21 protein-coding genes are annotated in these 24367 nt (G+C 63.3%); 9 read left to right on the top strand and 12 right to left on the bottom strand.

Annotated elements, in window-relative coordinates; genetic code table 11:
* Positions 1 to 18 precede the first annotated feature (18 nt).
* From ACLEJW_RS14775 to ACLEJW_RS14760, 4 genes are all read right to left on the bottom strand, one after another.
* Positions 19 to 1674 carry a protein kinase domain-containing protein gene (locus ACLEJW_RS14775; RefSeq protein WP_440777812.1) on the bottom strand — a complete coding sequence of 552 codons (1656 nt, stop codon included), beginning with the start codon at positions 1672 to 1674 and terminating at the stop codon, positions 19 to 21.
* A gap of 9 nt (positions 1675 to 1683) precedes the next feature.
* Entirely contained in the window at positions 1684 to 2895 is a 1212-nt protein-coding gene (locus tag ACLEJW_RS14770) for a nitrate/nitrite transporter (protein ID WP_440777811.1), read from the bottom strand.
* 177 nt (positions 2896 to 3072) lie between these two features.
* The gene (locus ACLEJW_RS14765; RefSeq protein ID WP_313645720.1) at positions 3073 to 3648 is read right to left on the bottom strand and encodes an ANTAR domain-containing response regulator; all 576 of its coding nucleotides are present in this window, start codon (positions 3646 to 3648) and stop codon (positions 3073 to 3075) included.
* Positions 3649 to 3659: 11 nt separating this feature from the next.
* The gene (locus ACLEJW_RS14760) at positions 3660 to 4862 is read right to left on the bottom strand and encodes a CmpA/NrtA family ABC transporter substrate-binding protein (RefSeq protein WP_440777810.1); all 1203 of its coding nucleotides are present in this window, start codon (positions 4860 to 4862) and stop codon (positions 3660 to 3662) included.
* 126 nt (positions 4863 to 4988) lie between these two features.
* Here ACLEJW_RS14760 and ACLEJW_RS14755 point away from each other — a divergent pair, with 126 nt between their 5' ends.
* The gene (locus ACLEJW_RS14755) at positions 4989 to 6014 is read left to right on the top strand and encodes a quinone-dependent dihydroorotate dehydrogenase (protein WP_145181596.1); all 1026 of its coding nucleotides are present in this window, start codon (positions 4989 to 4991) and stop codon (positions 6012 to 6014) included.
* A gap of 96 nt (positions 6015 to 6110) precedes the next feature.
* Here ACLEJW_RS14755 and rmf read toward each other — a convergent pair whose 3' ends face one another.
* Complete coding sequence (gene rmf, locus ACLEJW_RS14750) at positions 6111 to 6326, bottom strand: ribosome modulation factor (RefSeq protein WP_003248687.1); 216 nt, start codon at positions 6324 to 6326, stop codon at positions 6111 to 6113.
* Between the two features lie 563 nt (positions 6327 to 6889).
* Between rmf and rlmKL the strand changes: the two genes are divergently transcribed.
* Positions 6890 to 9082 carry a bifunctional 23S rRNA (guanine(2069)-N(7))-methyltransferase RlmK/23S rRNA (guanine(2445)-N(2))-methyltransferase RlmL gene (gene rlmKL, locus ACLEJW_RS14745; RefSeq protein WP_145181598.1) on the top strand — a complete coding sequence of 731 codons (2193 nt, stop codon included), beginning with the start codon at positions 6890 to 6892 and terminating at the stop codon, positions 9080 to 9082.
* A 94-nt stretch (positions 9083 to 9176) separates the two neighbouring features.
* Positions 9177 to 11570, top strand: a complete 2394-nt coding sequence (locus ACLEJW_RS14740; RefSeq protein ID WP_440777809.1) for a sensor domain-containing diguanylate cyclase — start codon at positions 9177 to 9179, stop codon at positions 11568 to 11570.
* A 62-nt stretch (positions 11571 to 11632) separates the two neighbouring features.
* Here the strand turns inward: ACLEJW_RS14740 and dacB are convergent, their stop codons facing one another.
* Complete coding sequence (gene dacB, locus ACLEJW_RS14735) at positions 11633 to 13096, bottom strand: D-alanyl-D-alanine carboxypeptidase/D-alanyl-D-alanine endopeptidase (RefSeq protein WP_313301596.1); 1464 nt, start codon at positions 13094 to 13096, stop codon at positions 11633 to 11635.
* Between the two features lie 187 nt (positions 13097 to 13283).
* On the opposite strand from dacB, the gene ACLEJW_RS14730 reads away from it, so the two are divergent.
* The gene (locus ACLEJW_RS14730; protein ID WP_060508095.1) at positions 13284 to 13628 is read left to right on the top strand and encodes a YggL family protein; all 345 of its coding nucleotides are present in this window, start codon (positions 13284 to 13286) and stop codon (positions 13626 to 13628) included.
* A gap of 36 nt (positions 13629 to 13664) precedes the next feature.
* Here the strand turns inward: ACLEJW_RS14730 and ACLEJW_RS14725 are convergent, their stop codons facing one another.
* From ACLEJW_RS14725 to ACLEJW_RS14700, 6 genes are all read right to left on the bottom strand, one after another.
* Entirely contained in the window at positions 13665 to 17264 is a 3600-nt protein-coding gene (locus tag ACLEJW_RS14725; protein WP_440777808.1) for an ATP-binding protein, read from the bottom strand.
* An 8-nt stretch (positions 17265 to 17272) separates the two neighbouring features.
* Positions 17273 to 17893 carry a response regulator transcription factor gene (locus ACLEJW_RS14720; protein WP_145181606.1) on the bottom strand — a complete coding sequence of 207 codons (621 nt, stop codon included), beginning with the start codon at positions 17891 to 17893 and terminating at the stop codon, positions 17273 to 17275.
* A 282-nt stretch (positions 17894 to 18175) separates the two neighbouring features.
* The gene (locus ACLEJW_RS14715; RefSeq protein ID WP_313301586.1) at positions 18176 to 19507 is read right to left on the bottom strand and encodes a deoxyguanosinetriphosphate triphosphohydrolase; all 1332 of its coding nucleotides are present in this window, start codon (positions 19505 to 19507) and stop codon (positions 18176 to 18178) included.
* A gap of 104 nt (positions 19508 to 19611) precedes the next feature.
* Positions 19612 to 19941 carry a hypothetical protein gene (locus ACLEJW_RS14710; RefSeq protein WP_145181610.1) on the bottom strand — a complete coding sequence of 110 codons (330 nt, stop codon included), beginning with the start codon at positions 19939 to 19941 and terminating at the stop codon, positions 19612 to 19614.
* Positions 19938 to 20312 (bottom strand): phage holin family protein, encoded by a 375-nt coding sequence (locus tag ACLEJW_RS14705; protein ID WP_145181612.1) that lies wholly within the window; start codon positions 20310 to 20312, stop codon positions 19938 to 19940. The genes ACLEJW_RS14710 and ACLEJW_RS14705 overlap by 4 nt, the downstream gene beginning before the upstream one ends.
* A 9-nt stretch (positions 20313 to 20321) precedes the next feature.
* Entirely contained in the window at positions 20322 to 20636 is a 315-nt protein-coding gene (locus ACLEJW_RS14700; RefSeq protein WP_145181614.1) for a DUF883 family protein, read from the bottom strand.
* 312 nt (positions 20637 to 20948) lie between these two features.
* Here ACLEJW_RS14700 and ACLEJW_RS14695 point away from each other — a divergent pair, with 312 nt between their 5' ends.
* The 5 genes from ACLEJW_RS14695 to ACLEJW_RS14675 all read left to right on the top strand — a co-directional run bounded on the left by ACLEJW_RS14695 (position 20949) and on the right by ACLEJW_RS14675 (position 24320).
* On the top strand, positions 20949 to 22157 hold the full coding sequence (locus ACLEJW_RS14695; protein ID WP_440777807.1) for an ammonium transporter: 1209 nt from the start codon (positions 20949 to 20951) through the stop codon (positions 22155 to 22157).
* A 70-nt stretch (positions 22158 to 22227) separates the two neighbouring features.
* A complete protein-coding gene (locus ACLEJW_RS14690; RefSeq protein ID WP_145181618.1) occupies positions 22228 to 22467 on the top strand; it encodes a glutaredoxin family protein in 240 nt (79 codons plus the stop codon).
* 104 nt (positions 22468 to 22571) lie between these two features.
* Complete coding sequence (locus tag ACLEJW_RS14685) at positions 22572 to 23003, top strand: D-Ala-D-Ala carboxypeptidase family metallohydrolase (protein ID WP_313645509.1); 432 nt, start codon at positions 22572 to 22574, stop codon at positions 23001 to 23003.
* Between the two features lie 71 nt (positions 23004 to 23074).
* On the top strand, positions 23075 to 23383 hold the full coding sequence (locus ACLEJW_RS14680; protein ID WP_145181622.1) for a transcriptional regulator: 309 nt from the start codon (positions 23075 to 23077) through the stop codon (positions 23381 to 23383).
* A 49-nt stretch (positions 23384 to 23432) separates the two neighbouring features.
* A complete protein-coding gene (locus tag ACLEJW_RS14675; protein ID WP_440777806.1) occupies positions 23433 to 24320 on the top strand; it encodes a pseudouridine synthase in 888 nt (295 codons plus the stop codon).
* Positions 24321 to 24367 lie beyond the last annotated feature (47 nt).

The raw sequence follows: 24367 nt of genomic DNA, 5'->3' as shown, positions 1-24367 counted from the left end.
ACCGGTTTGGCCATCACCTCAAACGATCAGCAGCAGCAGATTGATCAGCAGTGATACCAGCGCTACCGTGCGCCACACCCTTAACGGCTCGCGTTCCAGCAAAGGCCGAGGGCGGCCCGGTAGTTCCTGACGTTCCCCGCGTTCAAGCAGCAGCAACCATTGCTCGGCGGTTTCGAAACGCAGCGCTGGATTCGCCGCCACCGCTTGCAGCAGGTTGTGCTGCAGCCATTCGGGCAAGTCGGGACGATAGCGTGCTGGGTTATGTGCCTGGGTGAAGCGCGGGCGCTGGAAGGCTTCGACTTCGCCGTAGGGATAATGCCCAGTGAGCAAGTGATAGAGCGTCACACCGGCCGCGTACAAATCTTGGCGAGGCGAAGGTGGCTGACCTTCGAATGCTTCCGGGGCGATGAAGGACGGCGTACCGGACAATGGCTGCCCACCCGCTTCGGACAGGCCGGGGCAGTAGGCCAGGCCAAAGTCCAGCAAGCGCACTTGCCCATCGTCACCCAGGTGCAGGTTGTCTGGCTTGATGTCGCGGTGCAGCACGTTGCGCCGGTGTAATACGCCAACCGCTTGCAGCAGCTGGCGCGCCACCTCCAGCCACTGCCCCACAGGCAGCGGCCCGTGTGCGGCGACGTGCTCGGCAAGCGTCCTGCCGGGGTGCTCGCGCATCACGTAATACAGGTGTTGTCGTTGGCTGGCGGCATGTACTTCAGGAAAATGCCGACCTGCCACGCGGCGTAGAAACCACTCCTCCAACAGCAGCCCTTGCGCGGCGCCCGGCTCCTGCTCGCGTGCGCTTGGCAACGTTTTCATCAGCCATGGGTGGCCCTGCGCATCGTGCACGCGGTAGAGCAGTGATTGCCGGCTGTGAGCCACGCGCCGCTCGACCCGCCAACCATCGATGAGCTGGCCCTCGCGCAGGGCACCGGGCAGCGGCCATTGTTGCACCTGCACCAGCGAATCTGCGAGGTCCGACGCGCCGAGCTGGTCGATGCGCACCAGCACGGCGCTGGCGTTGTCCTGGCTGCCGCTCAAGTGAGCGCTGGCCACCAGCGTATCGGCGGCCGCCTGCAGGTCGGGCTGATCGCGCAGGATGGCCTGGATGTGCCGGTCGCCCAGGCTCGCCCAGACGCCGTCGCTGAGCAGCAGGTAGCATTCGCCGGCCTGCAGCTCGCCGTCCAGGTAGTCGACCAGCAGATGTTCGTCCAGGCCTAATGCGCGCTTGAGCACATGCTGCATACCCGGCTGGTCCCAGACATGATCGGTGCTCAGGCACTGCAGCCGTTGCGCGTGCCAACGGTAGGCGCGGCAGTCGCCGACATGGGCCAGGGTGAAGCGTCGCCCGCGCAGCACCAGCGCGCTGAGGGTGGTCAGCAAGGGCTGGCCGCCCTGGGCGCGCAGCCAGCGGTTCTGCGCCAGCAACAGACGGTCCAACGCTTGCGCCACGCCCCAGGTGGCGGGGGTGGCGTAGTAGTCCAAGGCCAGCGCCTGCAAGCTTGCGCGCGCCGCCAGGCCGCCGTCGGCGCACTGACTGACGCCGTCGGCGAGCGCGAGCAGGTAGCCTTTGCTGGCGGCCAGTTCAGGCGCCGGGGTGACCAGGCGCAGGGCGTCCTGGTTCTCAGGGCGAGGCCCGGTGGCACTGGCCTGGGCGAAAGTCAGTTGCAGGGGCATGGCGCTAGCTCAGACACGCGCCGCGGTGATCGCAGCCGAGCCCCAGGTAGTGCGCCAGCGCAGCTTGACGCCATGCAGGCCAAACCAGGCCAGCAGTCCAAGGCTGGCGAACAGCCACAGGCCTAGCTGGTAGTCACCGCTGTGCTGCTTGATGGCGCCGAGCCCCGCCGCCAGCAGAAAGCCACCGATGCCGCCGGCCATGCCGATCAGCCCGGTCATCACGCCGATCTCCTGGCGAAAACGCTGCGGCACCAGTTGGAACACGGCGCCATTGCCAGCGCCAAGGCCGAGCATGGCGCTGACGAACAAGGCCAGGGCCGCCGCGGCGCTCGGCAGGTTGAATCCCACCGCCGCGATGCACACGGCTGCCACGGCGTACATCCCGAGCAAGGTGCGGATCCCGCCAAAGCGATCGGCCAACGCACCGCCCAACGGGCGCATCAAGCTGCCAGCGAAGACACAGGCAGCGGTGTAGTAACCCGCGGTTACCGGGCTCAGCGCGTACTGGTCGCTGAAATAGCCGGGCAGCGCGCTGGCCAGGCCGATGAAGCCGCCGAAGGTCACGCTGTAGAAAAACATGAACCACCAGCTGTCGCGGTCGCCCAGGGCTTTTAGGTAGTCGGCTGCCGCCTTCGGCTTGGGCCGTTGCGGCGCATTACGTGCAAGCAGGGCGAAAACAGCCAGGGCCACCAGTAAAGGAATCACCGCCAGGCCGAACACGTTGTTCCAGCCATACGCTGCGGCCAGCAGCGGCGCCAGCAAGGCGGCGAACACGGTGCCGGAATTGCCGGCGCCCGCGATGCCCATCGCCTTGCCCTGATGCTGGGGTGGGTACCATTGCGAGGCAAGCGGCAGCGACACCGCGAACGAGGCGCCGGCCACGCCCAGGCATACGCCCAGCAGCAGGGCGTGTTGGTACGTCTGTATGCCCAGGTACCATGCGCCAGTCAGCGCCACGATGACGATCACCTGGCCGATCAGGCCGGCGGTTTTCGGTGACAGCCGATCGACCAGCACGCCCATGACCAGACGCAGGACGGCACCGGCGAGAATAGGCGTCGCCACCATCAGTCCGCGTTGCTGGGCGCTGAGTTCCAGGTCAACGGCGATCTGTACCGCCAGCGGCCCCAGCAGGTACCAGACCATGAAGCTCAGGTCGAAATATAAGAACGCTGCGAACAGTGTCGGCACATGTCCGGATTTCCAGAAACTGTCACTCATTGAACACCTCACTGGTTACTGCAACGGAAACGAAAAGACGCCGCTACCCGGGCCACTGGCGTGGAGGGTGAGCGACGTCTTTGTCGGGGGGGCTTGGCGGCAACCGCCGTTGGCTACCAGTGGTATATGTTCAGCAAGAGCCGGGCCAACTCGCCTGCCTGGGCAGTGTCCGGCCGATCAGCCGAGCATTTCATGCATGGCAATGATCTGCTCGGCCACTTGGATCAGCTTCTGTTGGCGGCTCATGGCCTGACGCCGCATCAAGGTGTAGGCTTGCTCCTCATTGCACTCTTTCATTCTCATCAGCAAGCCCTTGGCCTGCTCGATGCGCTTGCGTTCGGCCAGTTGCTGATCACGGGCCAGCAACTGGGCCTTGAGCGCCTGGTCGCTCTCGAAACGGGCCATGGCGACATCGAGGATCGGCTGCAGGCGCGCCGCCTGGATGCCCTCGACGATATAGGCACTGACCCCGGCCTGGATGGCCTGGCGCATCATCGCCGGGTCGTGCTCGTCGGTGAACAGCACGATCGGTCGCGGTTGGTCGCGGCTCACCAGCACCACGTGTTCCATGACATCGCGGTCTGGGGAGTCGGTATCGATCAGCACCACATCCGGATGCACTGTTTCGACGCAGGCGGGCAGGTCGATGGTCAGCTCGGGGGCTTCGATGACCTCGAAGCCAGCCTGGCACAATGCCGCCTTGAGGCGACCGAGTTTGCTCCGGGTATCGTCGATCAGCAGGATTCGCAGCATCGCCAGGCTCCTCATAGGCTGATCTGCCCAGCGCCCGTGTCGCTCATGGCGTGAAGGCGGAAGCTGCGGGCATAGGCGAACGGATCGCTGCCATCCCAGTGGCTGCCATCGATCAGCACACTGCTGCGCATGGCCTGGGCAGGGCAGGGCACCGCCACGGCGCTGGCGGCCTCGCGATAGAGCTGCAGTTGCTGCACCTGACCGGCCACGGCCAGATAGTCCGGGTCTTCGCGCAGTAGGCCCCAGCGGCGAAACTGGGTCATGAACCACATGCCATCGGACAGGTACGGCAGGTTGGCGCGGCCATCATCGTGCAGGCGCAAGGGATGGGCGTCATGCCAGCGGTTGCCCAGGCCATCTTGATAATCGCCGTGCAGGCGCGGCTCGACCGTGTCTAACGGCATGTCGAGGTAAGCATCGCCGCTCAACAAGCGGGCGGTGCTTTGGCGATTCTGCGGGGTTTGTTCGATGAACCGGCTGGCCGCCAGGATTGCCTTGATCAGCGCCCGTGCGCTGTTGGGGTATTGCTCGATGAAGGCGCGTGCGCAGCCCAGTACCTTTTCCGGGTGATCTGGCCAGACCGATTGACTGGTCGCCAGGGTGAAGCCCTGGCCGCGACTCACGGCGGCGCCCGCCCACGGCTCTCCAACGCAAAAGCCATCGATGCGCCCGGCTTCGAGGTGAGCAGCCATCTGCGCAGGCGGCACCACTACGCTGTGCACGTCGTGCAACGGGTGGATGCCGTGGCTGGCCAGCCAATAGTAGAGCCACATGGCGTGGGTGCCGGTGGGGAAGGTTTGGGCAAAGGTCAGGCGTGCGCCGCTCTGGTGCACGCGTCTAGCCAATGCGCCAGGGCTGGTCACGCCCAGGCGCTGCAGTGCGGGCGACAAGTTGATGGCCTGGGCATTCTGGTTCAGCCCCATCAGCACCGCCATCTCGCGTGCTGGTACGCCGCCAATACCCAGGTGTACGGCATAGACCAATCCGTACAGACAATGGGCGGCATCCAGCTCACCGCTGGCCAGCTTGTCGCGCAGACTGGCCCATGACCCCTGGCGCCTGAGGTTCAGCGTCAGCCCGTACTGTTGGGCAAAACCTTGGGTGGCCGCAACCACCACCGAGGCGCAGTCGCTCAACGCCATGAAGCCGATCTCCAGGCTGGGTTTCTCTGGCGCGTCGCTGCCGTTGACCCAGGCAAGTGGTGCAGTGTTCACGTAAGTCTGGCCTCGCAATCCATCGGCTTTTGCCAGGGAAGTAGCAACCGATGTGCCAAGCCCCTGTCATGGTGCACGCGTGCTGGCTATAATCGCTGCCTCACTTGCCCCGAGCCTTGCCCGCCCATGTATACCCTGGCCCGCCAGCTGCTGTTCAAGCTTTCCCCGGAAACCTCCCATGACCTGTCGCTGGACCTGATCGGTGCCGGTGGCCGCCTGGGTCTCAACGGCAAGCTTTGCAAGCAGCCGGCTGCGCTGCCGGTGACGGTCATGGGTTTGAATTTCGCCAACCCAGTAGGGCTGGCGGCAGGTCTGGACAAGAACGGCACGGCGATCGATGGCTTCGCTCAGCTGGGCTTCGGCTTCGTCGAAATCGGCACCGTGACCCCTCGTGCGCAGCCGGGTAACCCCAAGCCGCGGCTGTTCCGCCTGCCCGAGGCTACGGCGATCATCAACCGCATGGGTTTCAACAACCTCGGTGTCGATCACCTGCTCGAGCGCGTGCGCGCCGCGCGTTACGCCGGGGTGCTGGGGATCAATATCGGCAAGAATTTCGACACGCCTGTCGAGCGCGCCGTCGACGACTACCTGATCTGCCTGGACAAGGTCTACGGTGACGCCAGTTATGTCACCGTCAATGTCAGCTCGCCGAATACGCCTGGGCTGCGCAGCCTGCAGTTCGGTGACTCACTCAAGCAGCTGCTCGACGCCTTGGCCGAGCGCCGCGAGCAACTGGCTGTCAGCCATGGCAAGCGGGTGCCGCTGGCGATCAAGATCGCGCCGGACATGAGCGATGAGGAAACCGCCCTCGTCGCCAGCGCGTTGCTGGCCTCGGGAATGGATGCGGTTATCGCCACCAACACCACGCTGGGCCGTGAAGGCGTCGAAGCGCTGGAACAGGGCGGGGAGGCCGGTGGGCTGTCGGGGGCGCCGGTATTGCAGAAGAGCACCCATATCGTCAGGGTGCTGGCTGCAGAGCTGGCGGGCAAGCTGCCGATCATCGCCGCTGGCGGCATCACCGAGGGTCGCCACGCTGCTGAGAAAATCGCCGCAGGGGCCAGCCTGGTGCAGATCTATTCAGGTTTCATCTACAAGGGGCCGGCGCTGATTCGTGAGGCGGTGGATGCCATCGCGGCAATGCCAAGGGCCTGAGCGCGGCAATAAAAAGGGCCCCTGAAAAGGGGCCCTTGGGCCGCAGCCCGCCGCCCGGATAGGGCGCGCATGGTGACTCGAATTCAGTGTCCTCGTTCAGCCAACGGCGTGATTTTCGTTGAGTCTATGGATGCCCGCGGTGCCTGTCATGCCATCCCAGTTATCACCGCGACCCTCTCGCCAGCCGTTGATCCAGGCTTGGCGAACAGAAGGAAGATTGAAAGGGCACAGTTCTCGGGATTTGCCGGTTACCCCGTATTGGTAGCCACGTGAATATGCTCTTTCCAACGGATCACGCTTAAGTCTTCTCATAGGGTGTTGCCCTCACTTGTTGACTGTAATGTCCCGTCGACCTCTCCGAGGCCGGGCAGAGTCTTTCTGCCGGTTGTAGCGCCCGCTGCCGGCGTGGCGGGCTGAAAGTGCCGTTTCGTTGCGAAGCGGCCTGAGCCCAGTTCTAACCAAAGCAAGTGACCCTGTGAATGATCGTTTTGTCATAAGCACGTAACCTTTCCAAGGGTGAGGGGATAAGTAAATAAATGCGACTCAACCTTATTAACCGATAGTCCCGCTGTCACAGGGGTTTGCCGATCCTTGGCGTCATTTTGCCAGCGTCGGTGCTACCTAGCAGAAATATCAGGTAATGCGACGAAGGGTCACGCTGTCACCGTCGCTGCGAGAAATTATTGGTACTGCCTGATGATCTAAGCTGTTTTTGCCCCCTGGCAAACGGCGGATGGATCAGGTGGCCCGGCTCTGCTGCTGCTCAACGCACAGGCAGAGCCACTCGAATGCTTGTTGAAAGGGCATTCGGGCAAACATCGGTCAGGCGATGCGTCGCCTGGTCACCTCTTTAAGCCAAAGGCGCTGGAATACTCATGTCGGACCGTTTCGAACTCTACCTTACCTGCCCCAAAGGCCTGGAAGGCCTGCTCGCTGATGAAGCCCGGGGCCTGGGCCTCGACGATGTACGCGAGCACACCTCGGCCATTCGCGGCGTCGCCGATATGGAAACCGCCTACCGCCTGTGCTTGTGGTCGCGTCTGGCCAACCGCGTGTTGCTGGTGCTCAAGCGCTTTGCCATGAAAAACGCCGACGATCTGTACGATGGCGTACACGCCCTCGATTGGGCGGATCACCTCGCCGCCGACGGTACCCTGGCCGTGGAGTTCAGTGGTCATGGCTCGGGCATCGACAACACCCACTTCGGTGCGCTCAAGGTCAAGGACGCCATCGTCGACAAGTTGCGCAACCGCGAAGGCCTGCGTCCTTCGGTAGAAAAGATCGACCCGGATGTGCGCGTGCACCTGCGCCTGGATCGCGGTGAGGCGATCCTCTCCCTCGACCTGTCCGGCCACAGCCTGCACCAGCGCGGTTACCGCCTGCAGCAAGGTGCCGCGCCGCTCAAGGAAAACCTGGCGGCGGCGGTGCTGATCCGCGCCGGCTGGCCACGCATGGCCGCGCAGGGCGGGGCGCTGGCGGACCCGATGTGCGGCGTGGGTACGTTCCTGGTGGAGGCGGCGATGATCGCCGCCGACATCGCGCCCAACCTCAAGCGTGAGCGGTGGGGCTTCACTGCCTGGTTGGGCCACGTGCCAGCCACCTGGCGCAAGGTTTTCGAGGAGGCCCAAGCCCGCGCCCAAGCGGGCCTGGCCAAGCCGCCGCTGTGGATCCGTGGCTACGAAGCCGACCCGCGGCTGATCCAGCCAGGGCGCAACAACGTCGAACGTGCCGGCCTTGCCGACTGGATCAAGATCTACCAGGGTGAGGTGGCCAGCTTCGAGCCGCGTCCGGACCAGAACCAGAAGGGCCTGGTGATCAGCAACCCGCCCTACGGCGAGCGTCTGGGTGATGAAGCCAGCCTGCTGTACCTCTACCAGAACCTCGGCGAGCGCCTGCGCCAGGCGTGCATGGGTTGGGAGGCTGCGGTGTTCACCGGTGCCCCGGAGCTGGGCAAGCGGATGGGCATTCGCAGCCACAAGCAATATGCCTTCTGGAACGGCGCCTTGCCGTGCAAGCTGTTGCTGTTCAAGGTGCAGCCCGACCAGTTCGTGACCGGCGAGCGCCGCGAAAACCAGGGCGACCACGCACAGCAGCGTCCACAGGGCGCGCCGGCCAGCGAGCCGGCACGTCTTTCCGAAGGCGCACAGATGTTCGCCAACCGCCTGCAGAAGAACCTTAAGCAATTGGGCAAATGGGCGCGCCGCGAGCAGGTCAGCTGCTACCGTCTGTACGATGCCGACATGCCAGAATATGCCCTGGCGGTCGACCTGTACCAGGACTGGGTCCACGTACAGGAATATGCTGCGCCGCGATCCATCGACCCGGACAAGGCCCAGGCACGCCTGCTCGATGCCCTGGCGGCCATTCCCCAGGCCTTGAACATCGACCCGCAGCGCGTGGTGCTCAAGCGCCGCGAGCGTCAGAGCGGTACCCGCCAGTATGAGCGCCAGGCCACTGAAGGGCGCTTCCAGGAAGTCAGCGAAGGCGGCGTCAAGCTGTTGGTCAACCTCACCGACTACCTCGATACTGGCCTGTTCCTCGACCACCGCCCGATGCGTATGCGTATCCAGCGCGAAGCTGCCGGCAAGCGTTTCCTCAACCTGTTCTGCTACACCGCCACGGCCACCGTGCATGCGGCCAAGGGCGGAGCGCGCAGCACCACCAGCGTCGACTTGTCGAAAACCTACCTGGACTGGGCGCGGCGCAACTTGGCGCTGAACGGGTTCTCCGAGCGCAATCGCTTGGAGCAGGGTGATGTGATGGCCTGGCTGGAAGCGCATCGCGACAGCTACGACATGATTTTCATCGACCCACCGACCTTCTCCAACTCCAAGCGCATGGAAGGCGTGTTCGATGTGCAGCGCGACCATGTCCAGTTGCTCGACCTGGCCATGGCGCGTCTGGCGCCGGGCGGAGTGCTGTACTTCTCCAACAATTTCCGCAAGTTCCAGCTCGATGAACACATCAGCACGCGCTATGCGGTGGAGGAAATCAGCGCGCAGACCCTGGATCCGGACTTCGCGCGCAACAACCGTATCCACCGTGCCTGGCGCCTGCAGCTGCGCTGATTGGACGAGGCGCATTGCGTGGCTAATGGCCAATAGCTATAACTGAGCTCAGGGCCCGAGAATTCGCAGGACGCTGACGTGACGAGATTGATCTATGTCGAAGTGGGGCGTGCGTGCGAAGGTGTTGGGTTTCTGCAGCGAGACGATGGCTGCCTGGGCAGTGGCGCTGGTGGCGCTGGTCGCCGGCGCCCTGTTGTCGGCGGCCTTGGCCATGGCTGCGCAGGCGTTTTACAAACAACAGCTGCGCCAGCGCTTCGAGTTGCTGGCCAGCGAACGCCACAGCCGGATCGCCGAACGCTTCGGCGACCAGGAGCAACGCCTGGACGGCTTGCGGCGCTTCTTTACTTTCTCCAGCGAAATCACCCCAGCGGAATTCGATGGCTACGCACGGCCGTTGCTGCAGCGCACCCAGGCCTATTCCTGGGCGCCGCGGGTCGAGGCGGCGCAGCGAGGCGATTTCGAGCGCCAGGCCAGTGCCTGGCTGGGCCAGCCCTACCAGATCCGAGAGCTCGACGACGCCGGGCACTGGCGACCTGCACCTGCGCGCGACCACTACTACCCGGTACTGTACGCCCAAGGTGATGCGGCGCAGCTGCAACCCTTTGGCCTGGACATGCGCAGCCAGTCGGCCCGCGAGCAGACGCTGCAGCGGGCACAACGTCCGGGTAGCATGGCCGTGTCGGTGCCGATCGATCTGCTGGATGTCGCGCCGCTGCATGTACGTGGACTGTTGATGGTCGCTCCGGTATTCCCTGCGACCCCAGTGACGCAGACGCCAGGCGGGTATGTCATGGGCCTGCTCAACATGCGCCAACTGGTCACCGAAGACCTGCCCATCCCGGCCAATGACAACCTGGTGGTGCGCATCACCGACCCGAGCGGCGCTCAAGGCGGGGAAGTCCTGTTCGATTCAGGCAACCCCATTGCGCCGCTGCCCATGCTCAGCAGTCAGTTGCTGCACCTGGCTGACCATCAGTATCAAGTCGATATTCGCCCAAGCCAGGCATTCGTGCAGGCCAACCGGTCCACGGCGGCGCTGAGCGTCGGCCTGCTTGGCGGGCTCTTGAGCCTGCTGTTGAGCGTGCTGCTGTACAGTCTGTTCAGCCAGCGCCAGCGGGCCATGACCCTGGTCGAACAACGCACCCGGCAGTTGCGCGTCAGCGAACATTCGCTGCGTGAAACCCACGGGCAGCTGCGCAGCGTGCTGGATGCCGCCACGCAGGTCGCGATCATCGCGACCAACCTCAAGGGCGTGGTCAGCACCTTCAATGCCGGTGCCGAGCGCATGTTGGGCTATACGGCCAGCGAAGCGATCGGGCAGCTGAAGCTCGAGCAGTTGCTGCTGCCCGATGAGCTCAGTCTGCGCGCCCGCGCCCTGAGCGAGCGCTTCGGCTGCACCATCGCCGCCGGCCAGGCGATGTTCGCCGAAAATATCCAGCGCAGCGGTGGCGAGCCTAGCGAGTGGACCCTGGTGCGCCGCGACGGCACGCAGTTGCTGGCCAATATGCTGGTGACTGCGGTCATCGATGAGCAAGGGCTGTGGGTCGGCTACCTGGCGATCTGCATCGATGTAACCGAGCGTCGCCGCGTCCTCGAAGCGCTCGCCCTGCGTGATCGCCTGCTGGAGAAACTCAGTGCCGAGGTGCCGGGCGGCATCTATCAGTACCAGCTCGACGCCGACGGGCATGTCTGTTTCCCCTACGCCAGCGCCGGGCTGTACGACATCTACGAGATCGACCTGCAGCGGCTGCGCGAGGATGCTGCGGTGGTCTCGGAGCGGATTCATCCCGATGACCTGGAACAGGTCCAGCGTTCGATACGCTATTCAGCCGAGCACCTCACGCCCTGGCGCGAGGAGTATCGCGTATGCCTGCCGCGTGCCGGCTTGCGTTGGGTACGCGGCGAAGCCACACCGGAGCTTGGCGAGAACGGCTGCACGCTCTGGCACGGCTACTTGACCGATATCACCGATCTGAAGGATGTCGAGGAGGAACTGCGCGCGTTGTCGGTGACCGATGCGCTGACCGGCATCCATAACCGCCGCTATTTCCAGGAGCGACTGAAGGTCGAACTCGACCGCGCCCAGCGCGATACGCAGGATCTGGCGGTGATCATGTTCGATATCGACCACTTCAAGCGCATCAACGACCAGTATGGTCATGCTGCCGGTGACCTGGTGCTGCGCCGCTTGTGTGAACGTATCACCCAGCGACTGCGCCGCACCGATGTGTTCTGCCGCTTGGGCGGCGAGGAATTCATGGTGTTGTGTCCCGGCAGCAGCGCCGAACAGGCGCGGCTGTTGGCCATGGAACTGTGGCAGAGCGTACGCGGCGTTCCGATAGAAGGTGTCGGCGAGGTCACCGCCAGTTTCGGCGTGGCCGGCTGGCGCCCAGGGGAGGGCGCCGATGCGCTGCTGCTGCGCGCCGATGCCGGCGTGTACGCCGCCAAGCAAGCCGGGCGCGACCGAGTCGAGGCGGAGCTGAACTGAGCTGAGCGGACTTGTGTGCGCGACCGCCGCGCATTCAAGGGCCGCTGTCGGCTAGCCCCGGTTCATTGCGCGGCTGCGGTGGCACCGTTGTTCAGCTTCGGCTGGCGATACAGCTCCAGCAGCACCTGATCGAGCACCTGGCCGGCGCCCCAGGGCTTGGGATCGTTGAGAATCGCCGCCACCGCCCAGGTGTTGCCGTTGCTGTCGCGGCTGAAACCTGCAATGGCGCGCACGGTGTTGAGGGTGCCGGTCTTGATGTGCCCTTCACCGGTCATGGCGGTGCGCTTGAGCCGCTTGCGCATGGTGCCGTCCATGCCCACCAGCGGCATCGAACTGATGAATTCGGCCGAGTACTTGCTGTTCCACGCCGCTTGCAGCATCGCCGCCATCTCGCGGGTGCTGACCCGTTCGGCGCGCGACAGGCCGGAGCCATTTTCCATTACCAGATGCGGTGCCGTGATGCCTTTCTTGGCCAGCCACTGGCGCACTACCCGCTGGGCCGCGCGGGCATCGTCGCCGTCGGCGTCGGTACGGAACTGCGCGCCAAGGCTCAGGAACAACTGCTGGGCCATGGTGTTGTTGCTGTATTTGTTGATGTCGCGGATCACTTCGACCAGGTCTGGGGAGAATGCCCGGGCCAGCAGGCGCGTGCCTTTTGGAACGTTCTCGATACGGTCACGGCCCTGAATGCTGCCGCCCAGCTCGTTCCAGATTGCGCGCACTGCGCCGGCGGCGTAGGTCGGGTGGTCGAGCAGCGACAAGTAGGTCTGCGAGTTGCAGCCGTCGCCGAGCTGGCCTGTGACTGTGACGGTGACGCCATCGGCTTGCGGCACCGGGTTGTAGCGCACATCGCCGCTGCATTGCTTGGACGCCACGGCTTTGACCTGGTTATCGACACGAATACTGGCGATCGGCGGTTCGACCGCCACGGTGACCTTGCCGCCGTCGTTGCGGGTGACGAAACGCAGGGCCTTGAGGTTGACCATCAGCGAGTCGGGTTTGACCAGGAACGGCTTGTTGACGTCCCCGCCGTCGTCGTTGAACTGGGGCAGGTTGGGCTGCACGAAATGGCTGCGGTCCAGCACCAGGTCGCCGGTCACGGTGCGTACGCCGTTGGCGCGCAAATCACGCATCAGCAGCCAGAGCTTTTCCATGTTCAGCTTGGGGTCGCCGCCGCCCTTGAGGTAGAGGTTGCCATTGAGGACACCGTTGCTCAGGGTGCCATCGGTGTAGAACTCGGTTTTCCACTGGAACGTCGGCCCCAGCAGTTCGAGCGCGGCGTAGGTGGTGACAAGCTTCATGGTCGAGGCAGGGTTGACCGATACATCGGCATTGAACACCGTCGCGGTACCCGGGCCGTTGAGTGGCAGCATCACCAGCGACAGGGCGTTGTCCTGCAGCTTGTTGGCCTTCAATGCCTGCTGAACCTTTGGCGGCAGGCTGGTGTTGACGGGGGCCGCGTGGCTGGCCATGGCCAGCGGTAGCAACAGGCTGGCGAGAACGAGGGGGCGGAGCTTTTTGATCATAAGAATTGGATGCCCTACGGACGAGGGAAAATGACATTGGGGCTGTAAGAGATGATCACCCCAGTACGAAATATAGAGCGCATTATGCCCCAAGCGCACCCTACATGCGCCACGTTCGACGGAAAAGCGCCTTTGTAGCGTGGAAACTGGTAAAGTGCCGCGCGTTATTACTTAAGAGGATTGTTTCATGGCTACCAACCGTTCCCGTCGTCTGCGCAAGAAACTCTGCGTCGATGAATTCCAGGAGCTGGGTTTCGAACTGAACCTGGGTTTCAAGGAAGACTTGTCCGACGAAGCCATCGATGCCTTCCTCGACGCGTTCCTGGCTGAAGCCATGGACGCCAACGGCCTGGACTACGTCGGCGGCGATGACTTTGGTCTGGTCTGCCTGGCCAACCGTGGCTCGGTCAGCGAAGAGCAACGCGCTGCCGTTGAAGCCTGGCTCAAAGGCCGTAGCGAGCTGACCAGCATTGAAGTCAGCCCGCTGCTCGATGCCTGGTATCCGGAAAAGCCGATCAACCCGGCTTCCTGATGCACATGAGCGACGCCCTGCGCGGGCGTCGCTCGTTCAAGCCTGGGCCAGTTCCTCGGCCAGCGCTTTCTCCACGCGGCGCATGTGCCGTGCCAACGCCTGTCGCAGCAGCTTTAGTCGCTGCACGGACAGTTGCTCGTTCTCGAAAGCCTCACAGACTGTCATCAGCTTCTTCGCCTCCAGCACGCGTGCCGCGCTGAGGATCTTGTGTGCCTGCTCACGGATCTGCGCTGCTTGCTGCTCAGGGTCCAGGCGCATGAGGGTGCTCAAGTCCTCACCGAGGCTGGCGTGAGCGGCGGCCAGGAAATACCTGCGGTTGTGTGGATCGTGGCCAACGATACTGGCCAAGCCTGCCAGGTTGATCGGTGCGCCAGTCGCGCGCTTGCGCTGCGGTGCGACCTTGGCAAGGTGCTGGCTGAGCGTACGCAGGCTGATGGGCTTGAGCAGGCAGTCATCCATGCCCGCAGCGAGACAGCGCTGGCGCACTTCCGGTTGCGCATTGGCCGTGTACCCTAGGATCACGCAGCGCGCCCGACCCTTTTGCCGCTCCTCGCTGCGTACGGCGGTGGCCAGCTGGTAGCCGCTCATGTGCGGCATACTGCAATCGAGGATCAGCACGTCGAAGGCTGTTTGTCGCCATTTGTGCAAGCCTTCCCGGCCATCGCTGGCACTGGCGTGGGTCAGGCCTAGGTAGCCCAGTTGCTGGGCCATCAACATGAGGTTGGCCGGATGGTCGTCGACGACCAATACCCTGAGCTCGGCAGACGGAGCCTCGATCTCCTCAATGTCTGGATCCGTCACGGTCGGCGGGGCGACGCGTTCCACGGGTAGCGTCAGCTGTACCCGTGTGCCGAATTGCGCAACGCTCTTGATGGCCAGGTTCCCACCCATCATCTCGCTGAGGCTGCGGCAGATGGCCAGCCCCAGCCCTGTACCCGCGCGTGCGCCCTGGCTGTTGGGATTGGCCTGTACGAAAGGATTGAACACGCGCTGCAGATCGTCATCATCAATGCCGATGCCGCTGTCGCGAACCTCCAGCTCCAATGTACTCGGCAGACCCGCGCCTGCTTCGCGCAGGCCCAGGCTTACCTGCACCTGGCCGTGTTCGGTGAACTTGATGGCGTTGCTGATCAGATTGGACAGAATCTGCTTGAAGCGCAGTGGGTCGAGCAGCACGTGAGTGCGTGTGTCCGGATTGATGCACAGGTTGAGGGTCAGGCCCTTCTGCCGCGCCTGGCCGTCGAACACGCGGCCAACCGACTCCACCAGAGCTGCAGGGTCGACGGCTTGCGGCGTGAGCGACAAATGCCCTGACTCGATGCGCACGATGTCCAGGATGTCGCCGATCAAGCCCAGCAGGTCGCTGGCCGACTGGTGCGCGACGTCCAGCGAAGCTATATCGACCTGACCCTCGCGGGCGCGTCTGACAGCCAGTTCGAGCATGCCGATGACGGCGTTCATGGGGGTGCGAATCTCATGGCTGATGGTGGCCAGGAAGGTGCTCTTGGCGCGGTTGGCGTCATCGGCCAGGCGCTTGGCTTCGCGCAGATCCTGCACCAGCTTGCGCCGATCGGTGATATCGATCCAGCCGCCGATGATGCCTTGCACTTCGCCCAGCGAGTCGTGGTAGGGCAGGATCCAGTGGTAAATGGTGATCTCGCCGTCTTTGAGCTGCAACGGACGGTCGATGATCAGCGGCATACCATCGGCCATGACCTGCTCGTAATCGGCCTGGATCTGGCGGTTGTTCGCCGGGCTGGCGAAGGCGTGTTGCGCCACCGGTTTGCCGATCACCTGGTCGAGACTGGCTTGCACGGCTTCCAGGTAGCTGGCGTTGCAGCTTTGCAGCAGGCCCTGGCGATCGCGCACGTACATCGGATGCGGCGTGCCATTGAGCAGCGTGCTCATGAACGCCAGCTGGTCGCTCAGTGCCCGCTCGGCACGCTGGCGCTGGCGAATCTGCCCGCGCAGGCGCGCATTCCAGAGCAAGGCCAGCAGCAACAGCAGGCCACTGCCGAGCAGCACTTGCAGGATCAGGCGGCGCAGGCCCAGCCAACTGCTGTCCTCGTGGCCATCGTAGCCGCGCCAGCGGTTGTTGATCACACCCAGTTCTTCGGGGGAAATGCTCAGCAGCGCCTTGTCGAGGATCGAGCCCAATGCCGTGTGCTGCTCGGTGGTCGCCATGGCGAAATTGGCAGGCTCGCTGCCGACGGTGCTGCGGATGATCAGATCGGGGTTGCCGGCCAGCGCGTGATTGGCGTCGATCAACGGGGTAATGACCGCGTCCACCGCGCCGCTGTTGAGCAGCGCGACCGAATAGAACGGGCTTTCGGTTTCGATCCAGCCGATACCCGGGTAACGGCTGGTCAGCAGTTCGCCAAGGTTGCTATAGCGGGAGATGGCGATGCGCCGCCCCTGCAGTAGCTCCAGGGCGCCATAGGCTTGATCTTTTACCCGTGTGACCAACACCTGCGGGCTCTCCAGGTACGGTCGACTCAGGCGCAAGCCTCTGTCGCCGAGGCCGTCGCTGGACAGCGCGGCGATCATGTTGACCCGGCCGTCTTCGAGCTGCCCGAGCATGTCGGCGATGCCGCTGGCGCGCTGGATCTCGAAGCGCAGCCCGGTGCGCAGGCGGATCAGGTCCAGCAAGTCGGCGGTGATGCCGCGAAAGTGGCCGTTGCTGTCGAAAAACGAAAGCGGCGCCGCCGTTTCGTCGATGGCTACGCGCATCACCGGGTGCTTGACCAGCCACTGCTGCTCCTGCGTGTCCAGGTGCAGCGTGCGCTCGCTCAGCAGCAGGTCGCCGCCAGCGCTCCAGCGCTTGAAGATACTGGCGCGCACGGCGCCGGACTGGCGATCGAGAGTGGCATTGACTACCTCCCTGAGCAGCACGTCATCGGCGCGCATGGCAAAACTGAAGCCGAAACTCTCATGCTGGCCAAAGCTGGCCATGCGCAAGCGGGGCAGATGGCCTCGGTTGAGTTGGTAATGGGTAGAGATGGTGTCGCCGATGAACACATCGGCCTGGCCGAATGCCACGGCATTGAGCGCTTGGGTCGAGGAGCCGAACGCCAGCAGCTCGGCCTTGGGGTAGATCCTGCGTACCTCTTCGCGCGGCAGGTAATGGTACAGCATGCCCAGGCGCAGGCCTTCAAGGCCCTGGTTGAGTGGCCGTTGTTCGTCCTCGCGGGTAACCAGGACCGGTTGATCGACTGCATAGGGATGCGACAGCGCCAGTCCTTCGCTGGCGGCTTCGTAGCCGTTGGCGCTACCTAAAAGGTCGATTTCGCCGCGTTTGAGCGCTTGCACGGCGGCTTGTCGACTGGGATAGCGCAGCACTTGCACCGGCAGGTTCAACGCCTTGCCGATGAGGCTTGCATACTCAGCGGTGAGGCCTTGATAGACCTGGCTCCCACTGGTGATGTCGAAGGGCGGGTAGTCAGGCGCCGAAGTGCCCAGCACCAGTGCCTTGCGCGTGCGCAGCCACTCGCGCTGGGGTTCGCTGAGCTTGGGGTTCGAAGGCAGCGCTGATGAGCGGGCCAGCAGCGTGTGCGGGGTGACGTCGTGAGTCGAGGCCTGGGCCAGATTGCAGGTGAGTGCCAAGGCAATTATCAATGCGGAAAACAGCTTTACCATCGTGTGCCTCAGACCAACGCGTTACGTTTTGCCATTTCAATCAGGTCGACTAAGTTGTCGACCTCGAGTTTTTGCATGAGCCGCTTTTTGTAGGTGCTCACGGTCTTGTTACTCAGGAACATGCCCTTGGCAATCTGCTGGTTAGTCCGTCCCTGGGCAAATAATTGCAATACCATTAGTTCGCGGTCATTAACCAGTCGGAACAATCGCAGGTCGGCGTCTGCTGTTTCATGGGTTGGGTGAATGGCCTGGCTAGGGAAATAGTTGTAACCGGCGAGCACCGCCTTGATGGCGCTGAGCAGTTCACTGAGGTCCTCTTCCTTGCAGACGTAGCCCGCCGCGCCGGAGTGCATGCAGCGCACCGCGAACAATGCCGGCGCCTGCGCCGTGAGGATCAGGATCTTGAGAGGTAGGTCCATGGCATGGAAGCGCGCCAATACCTCCAGGCCGTCAAGCCTGGGGATGCTGATGTCCAGGATCACCAGGTCTGGCTGGGCTTCGCGAATCAGCTGCATGGCGTCCACGCCGTTGTCCGTTTCGCCGACGACCTTGTAATTTTGATTCTCCAGCAACATGCGGACAGCCAGGCGAATGACTGGGTGGTCATCTACGATAAATACAGTGTTCATGCTCAAGTTCCCTGCGGCAAGTGGCCGATGCAGGTCGCACCTTACCGCAGTTGTGGGACGAGGAGGGGGCGTGAAGCGGGTATTGGCTCTATATGGGAAACGGCTTACAGCTCACGCGCAGTTAGAAGGGGAAGTGTAAGAAATTACATCGCTGTCAAAGGTCTTTTGGTAACTTTTTGTTTGTGTGTTTAGTTTCCGTTTATTAATACGCATAACTTTGTAGGAAGCTTCCTAGGGCTGAGGTAGCATCGCCCGATCCGGCGCTGGGCGATGCTGCTTGAGTCAGGTCGGCCCGCTATGGCCGGTCATCTCTCGCGCCATCTCACTGGCGTAGCTGTCGGTCATGCCGGCGATGAAGTCGATCATGCGCAAGAAGGCGGTGTACAGCGAATCGCTCGGTTTGGGTGCACTGTTGCCGATCAGGTCGAGCACACGCCGGCTCTTGAACGAGGGGGTACGCCCGCCGTGTTGCTCCAGCGCCGCTCCACAACAGGTGTTGAGGAGAATCTCCAGCGTGGTGTAGGCGCCGATCTCGTGTAACGTCTTGCGTTTGTCTTGAAAGATCTTGTTGCGCGCCATGTCCTTGGCTTGCAGCACGCAACGCTTGGCGGGGCCGTGCATGTGCTCGACCAGGTCGCCGCTCAGTTGGCCGCTGAGCAGCGCCGTTTGCTGCTCGACGAAAGCCTGGGCAGCCGCGTTGGTCAGGTGCTCGATCGCCTTGCCGCGCAGGATCGCCAGCTTGCGCCGGCGTGACTCGTGAGGGCCGAGTTGCCGGTAGGTCTCCGGCAAGTCGTCGCCGACCAGGTCGAGCAACAGCGCCTCGACTTCGCTGTAGTGCAGCAACTCCATCTCCAGGCCGTCTTCCAGGTCGATCAGGGCATAGCAGATGTCATCGGCCGCTTCCATCAGATACACCAGCGGGTGGCGGGCCCAGCGTTGGTCCTCGAGCAGCGGCAAGCCGAGCTTGTCAGCGATCTGCTCGAGCAGCGGCAGTTCGCTCTGATAGCAGCCGAACTTGTGTTTCTTGTAGCCCAGCGCGTCGGCATGGCGGGCGCTCCAAGGGTATTTGAGGTAGGTGCCGAGCGTGGCGTACGTCAGCCGAGTTCCGCCATCGAACTGATGGTATTCAAGCTGCGTCAACACCCGAAAACCCTGGGCGTTGCCTTCGAAGTTGAGAAAATCGGCGCGTTCATGGTCGAGCATGTCGTCCAGCCAGCCGCGCCCGGCAGCCTGCTGGAACCAATGGCGGATGGCATCTTCACCGGAATGCCCGAACGGCGGATTGCCGATGTCGTGGGCCAGGCACGCCGACTGCACGATCATCCCCAGGTCGCTGGGTTCACACCATTGCGGGAGGCTGTCGCGCAGCGTCTCGCCCACCCGCATGCCCAGGGAACGGCCGACACAGCTGACTTCCAGGGAGTGGGTCAGGCGTGTATGGATGTGATCGTTGCTGGTAACCGGATGCACCTGGGTCTTGCGGCCCAGGCGGCGAAAGGCCCCGGAAAAGATGATGCGGTCATGGTCTTTGTGAAAAGGGCTGCGGCCTAGCTCATCGGCGCTGTACAGCGCTTTGCCCAGGCGTTCGCGGGTCAGCAGGGTGTCCCAATCCAAGACGCTGTCTCCTGTCGATCGAAAGCTATAGCTTCCCGCGCGATACACGGAGGCGCAAGGGCGGGGGCGTAACCGGCCCGGTTGAAACAGGGCCGGTGCAAGCGTCAGCGATGGCGGGTGCCTTGCAGATACAGGCGTACCAAAGGCAGCAATGTCGCGCCCAGCTTGGCCATGCGACCCAGCTTGCCGCTGCGCACGCCTTTACCGGTGAAAAAACCCATCGCCAGCACGGCGCCAATGCCCCATAACGGGCCGTGCTTGATGCCCAGGCCGCCATGCAGCGAGTTGCCCATGCCGCGCAGTCTGTGCAATGGCTGCAGCAACTGGCCCGTCTCGTGGCGCACTTCCTGACGGTGCATCTCCATGCGCAAACGCAGCAATGCCTTGCGCAGCTCGCGTGGATTGCGGGTGGTGGGTAGGTCAGGCAGGTTCATGGCAACAGGCGCTCCCGGTCCTTGGCCAGCTCTTCGAGGGTCGAGCTGAACGGTGACGATTCGTCGAATACGGCCGATTTGAGGCGCATGCCGCAATAGAGCGCCGCCAGGCTGTAGAAGACACACAAGCCAGCGATCCCGGCCAGGCGGTAGCTGTCCCACAACAGCACCAGCAACAGGCCGGAGAGTGCTGTCAGCAGCAACAGTGCGAACACCAGTGCCAGACCTGCGAACAAGAGCAGACGCAAGGTCCGCCCCTTCTGCTCCTGCAACTCGATGCCAAACAGTTCGATGTGGCTGTGCAGCAGCCCCAGCAGTGCCGCGCCTAGGCGTTTGCCCGTGGCGCCGGTGCCCATGCTGTGATTGTCCATGGCAACTCCTCAGCGCCGATTGGCCAGCAGGCCAATCAGCAGGCCGACGCCGGCCGCGATACCAATGGCATGCCAGGGTTTTTCCTGGACGTACTGTTCTGCATCGCTCAACGCTGCCTGACCGCGCTCGCGCAGCGATTCCTGAGTGACCTGCAGGGTTTCCCGGGCCTGGTTCAGGCGCTCGTGCACCTGGGCGCGCAGCTCTTCGGCCTGATCACCCGCCAGGTTGGCGGTGTCGGCCAAGAGCTTTTCGGTGTCGCGAACCAGGGCCTGGAAGTCAGCCATCAAAATTTCCTGCGCATTCTTTGCCGATTTGCTGGCCATGGGCCTCTCCCTGTTTATGTGTGTAGGTAGTTCGAGTAACCCAGCGTCTGGAAGGTTCATTGGCAGCACTGGTACGCGCCTTGCTACTGCCTGATGCCACAACGCGGGGCATACCGTGCGGCGCTGCGCCGATGAGGGGCGCAGAACCGGGGCGACACCCATAAACATTAACTCAATCCTCGACAAACCCAAGAAAAAACCAGGCAGGCTGTGCCGCGCTGTTCGAAGCCGGGGTACGGTTGGCACCGAAGCGGTGCAGGGATGCTGGGTCTTGAACTGTCCTGGTGCTTTTTTGAATAGGCCTGCCACTCGATGGATACCGCTCACAGCGCAATGGACTCCCTGGTCCACAGCTCCAATACCCTGTTCATCCTGATGGGCGCCATTCTGGTGCTCGCCATGCATGCCGGCTTCGCCTTCCTGGAAGTGGGCACTGTGCGCCACAAGAACCAAGTCAATGCGTTGTCGAAAATCCTCAGCGACTTCGCCATTTCAGCGCTGGTCTACTTCTTTGTCGGCTACTGGATCGCCTACGGCGTGAACTTCTTGGCCCCCGCTGCGCAGTTGGCGAGCGATCACGGCTACGCCCTGGTCAAATGCTTCTTTCTGCTCACCTTTGCCGCCGCCATTCCGGCCATCATCAGCGGCGGCATCGCCGAGCGCGCGCGGTTCGCTCCGCAGCTGTGCGCGACAGCGCTGATCGTGGCGTTCATCTATCCCTTCTTCGAAGGCGTGGTATGGAACGGCAACCTTGGACTGCAGGGTTGGCTGCAAGCGCGCTTCGGCGCACCGTTCCACGACTTTGCAGGCTCGGTGGTGGTGCATGCCATGGGCGGCTGGCTGGCGCTGGCCGCAGTGCTGCTGCTGGGCGCGCGACGCGGGCGCTACCGTGATGGTCGGCTGGTGGCCTTTGCGCCTTCGAGCATTCCGTTCCTGGCGTTGGGCTCGTGGATTCTGATCATCGGCTGGTTCGGCTTCAACGTGATGAGCGCGCAAACCCTGCAGGGGGTGAGCGGCCTGGTCGCGATCAACTCGCTGCTGGCCATGGTCGGCGGCACCCTGGCCGCCCTGCTGGCCGGGCGCAACGACCCAGGGTTCCTGCACAACGGCCCGCTGGCCGGGCTGGTGGCGATTTGCGCCGGCTCCGACATCATGCACCCGCTCGGCGCGCTGGCCACTGGGCTGGTGGCGGGGGTGCTGTTCGTCTGGAGCTTCACCGCTGCGCAAAATCGCTGGAAGATCGACGATGTGCTGGGGGTGTGGCCGCTGCACGGGCTGTGCGGCCTGTGGGGTGGTATCGCCTGCGGGGTGTTCGGGCAGACCGCGTTCGGTGGCATGGGCGGCGTCAGTCTGATCAGTCAGCTGCTGGGTAGCCTGGCGGGTGTCGGCGTCGCCTTGGGCGGTGGTTTCGCGGTCTATGGTGTGATTCGTCGCGTGCACGGTCTGCGCCTGAGCCATGAACAGGAATTCCAGGGTGCCGACTTGTCCTTGCACCGCATTGGCGCCACTAGCCAGGATTGACCTGCATGCGTGCAGAACGGCCACTGGGGACTTAGAATGGGCTTTCCTCTGCGTACAGCGAGCCCTGCCCATGCTGCCTGAATGCCAACTGTACGGCACGCTCGGGTGCCACCTGTGTGAAGTGGCCGAAGCGGTGCTGATGCCTTTCGTCGATCGCGGCCTGCTGATCGAGCTGGTCGACATTGCCGAGGATCAGGCGCTGGTCGAGCGCTATGGCCTGATCATTCCGGTGCTGCGCCGCACGGACACCTCGGCCGAGTTGCTCTGGCCGTTCGACGCCGAGCAGGTGGTGGCGTTTCTCGCGCCGTAACTGCCGGAGGAAGCCTGGCCCTCCTGCATCGAGCAGATGCCTTGGCGATGATGGCCGGCCGATGAATGTTCATCGGCCCACGCACCGTCATCGAGAGGTTCGTCATGTTGATCACGCCGCATTTCACTCTGGAAGAACTCATCACCTCGCAAGTCGCTGCAAGGGAAGGGCTCGATAACCAACCAACGCCTGCAGCGATGGACAATCTGCGCCTGCTTTGCCAGGCCCTCGAGCAGGTTCGGGCGTTGTTCGGTCGCCCCATCATCATCAACAGCGGTTACCGCAGCGCGGCTGTCAACGCGCGCGTTGGCGGGTCAGCGAGCAGCCAGCATCTGCGCGGCCTTGCGGCAGACTTCACGGTTGTCGGAGTGAGCTGTCGCGACGTCGTCAAGGCGGTCAGCGAAAGCGACCTGGCGTTTGACCAGCTCATTCTAGAGTACGACCGCTGGGTTCATCTTTCCGTGGTGCCCACCGGGGCTCGCCGCCAGGTACTCACCCTTCGCGCGGGCACTGGCTACCTGCCGGGGTTGCAATGAGCATGCGCGCGATTGACGCCACCCGATCGCGTTCGTATGCTGTATATAAATACAGTATCGAGGTGAAACCCATGCTCAACGTCGAGCAACTCAAGTACAGCGTCAACCGCATGCCGGTCGAACGGGTGTGCGACGCGGTGCTGGAATTGCGCCTCGAAGGCCTGGTGACCGACGATCGCACGCCCTTCGGCAAGGTACATTTCAACACCTGCTTCGCCGAGATCGAAGCCTTGTTCCAGCGCGCTGGGTATCACCGGGGGCTGGACGTGGTGGGCTACCAGGGCCTGGTGTATGCCTTGTACGACCCCAACCGTTGGGAGGCCGTGCAAGTGCTGCGCTGGTTGAAGGCGCACTGCGAGCGTCTCGCCGAGGCTGGCTGACGGGCCGGGGTTGAAGGATAATCCCGGCTTTGACCGTTCGAGCCTCGCCATGACTGCGCCTTTCGACCCCGCCCATCAGCAAGCCAGCACCGTGTGCCTGCCGCCCGGTCACTGGGCCACGGTGCTCGACTGCCTGTGCGATCATTTCAAGGCCATCGAGCGGGGCCAATGGCTCGACCGTTTCGCCCGCGGCAAGGTGCTCGATGCCCACGGTCAGGCGATAGCCCCGGATCTACCGTACCGGCGTGGCATGCGCCTGCATTACTTTCGTGAGGTGCCCAACGAACGGCCGATCCCCGTGCAAGAACGCATCCTGCATGCCGATGAGCACCTGGTAGTTGCCGACAAGCCGCATTTCCTGCCGGTCACGCCAAGCGGCGAATATGTCGAGCAGACGCTGTTGCGCCGACTGATCAAGCGCCTGGATAACCCGCACCTGGTGCCGCTGCACCGTATCGATCGGCACACGGCCGGCCTGGTGCTGTTTTCCGCCAACCCGCAGACGCGCAGCGCCTATCAACAATTGTTCCCGCAGCGGCGCATCGATAAACACTATCAGGCAATCGCCCCGGCCCTGAACCAGCTGACTTTTCCGCTGGTGCACAAGAGCCGACTGGTGCATGGCGAGCCGTTTTTCCGCATGCAGGAGACAGTGGGTGCGGTCAATAGCGAAACGGTAGCGCGCGTGCTGGAGAAGAACGGCGATCTGTGGCGCTACGGGCTGTCGCCAATTACCGGCAAAACCCATCAGTTGCGCGTGCATATGGCGGCGTTGGGGGCGGCGATCTGTAACGATCCGTTTTATCCGCAATTGCTCGATACACCGCAGGACGACTACCACAACCCGCTGAAGCTGTTGGCCCACAGCTTGTCGTTCGAGGATCCGCTGAGCGGCGCGCCCCGGTTTTTTCAAAGCGAACTGTCTTTGGACTGGTAAAAGAAAACGGCCCTGTCGCGCACGCTAGAGCGACAGGGCCGTTTTGC

Origin of the sequence: Pseudomonas sp. SMSB3 (assembly GCF_052041965.1) — a bacterium.
Lineage (GTDB): Bacteria > Pseudomonadota > Gammaproteobacteria > Pseudomonadales > Pseudomonadaceae > Aquipseudomonas.
The sequence above is the reverse complement of the archived record's forward strand: the minus strand, read 5'-3'. Positions and strand labels throughout refer to the sequence as shown.

Coding starts and splice junctions, on each gene's coding strand:
- ACLEJW_RS14765 (WP_313645720.1), bottom strand. CDS start 3,648: ATGCTGCGAATCCTGCTGATCGACGATACCCGGAGCAAACTCGGTCGC.
- ACLEJW_RS14730 (WP_060508095.1), top strand. CDS start 13,284: ATGGCTACCAACCGTTCCCGTCGTCTGCGCAAGAAACTCTGCGTCGAT.
- ACLEJW_RS14705 (WP_145181612.1), bottom strand. CDS start 20,312: ATGGACAATCACAGCATGGGCACCGGCGCCACGGGCAAACGCCTAGGC.
- ACLEJW_RS14755 (WP_145181596.1), top strand. CDS start 4,989: ATGTATACCCTGGCCCGCCAGCTGCTGTTCAAGCTTTCCCCGGAAACC.
- ACLEJW_RS14775 (WP_440777812.1), bottom strand. CDS start 1,674: ATGCCCCTGCAACTGACTTTCGCCCAGGCCAGTGCCACCGGGCCTCGC.
- ACLEJW_RS14770 (WP_440777811.1), bottom strand. CDS start 2,895: ATGAGTGACAGTTTCTGGAAATCCGGACATGTGCCGACACTGTTCGCA.
- ACLEJW_RS14700 (WP_145181614.1), bottom strand. CDS start 20,636: ATGGCCAGCAAATCGGCAAAGAATGCGCAGGAAATTTTGATGGCTGAC.
- rmf (WP_003248687.1), bottom strand. CDS start 6,326: ATGAGAAGACTTAAGCGTGATCCGTTGGAAAGAGCATATTCACGTGGC.
- ACLEJW_RS14690 (WP_145181618.1), top strand. CDS start 22,228: ATGCTGCCTGAATGCCAACTGTACGGCACGCTCGGGTGCCACCTGTGT.
- ACLEJW_RS14685 (WP_313645509.1), top strand. CDS start 22,572: ATGTTGATCACGCCGCATTTCACTCTGGAAGAACTCATCACCTCGCAA.
- ACLEJW_RS14680 (WP_145181622.1), top strand. CDS start 23,075: ATGCTCAACGTCGAGCAACTCAAGTACAGCGTCAACCGCATGCCGGTC.
- ACLEJW_RS14720 (WP_145181606.1), bottom strand. CDS start 17,893: ATGAACACTGTATTTATCGTAGATGACCACCCAGTCATTCGCCTGGCT.
- ACLEJW_RS14725 (WP_440777808.1), bottom strand. CDS start 17,264: ATGGTAAAGCTGTTTTCCGCATTGATAATTGCCTTGGCACTCACCTGC.
- ACLEJW_RS14710 (WP_145181610.1), bottom strand. CDS start 19,941: ATGAACCTGCCTGACCTACCCACCACCCGCAATCCACGCGAGCTGCGC.
- ACLEJW_RS14740 (WP_440777809.1), top strand. CDS start 9,177: ATGTCGAAGTGGGGCGTGCGTGCGAAGGTGTTGGGTTTCTGCAGCGAG.
- dacB (WP_313301596.1), bottom strand. CDS start 13,096: ATGATCAAAAAGCTCCGCCCCCTCGTTCTCGCCAGCCTGTTGCTACCG.
- rlmKL (WP_145181598.1), top strand. CDS start 6,890: ATGTCGGACCGTTTCGAACTCTACCTTACCTGCCCCAAAGGCCTGGAA.
- ACLEJW_RS14695 (WP_440777807.1), top strand. CDS start 20,949: ATGGATACCGCTCACAGCGCAATGGACTCCCTGGTCCACAGCTCCAAT.
- ACLEJW_RS14675 (WP_440777806.1), top strand. CDS start 23,433: ATGACTGCGCCTTTCGACCCCGCCCATCAGCAAGCCAGCACCGTGTGC.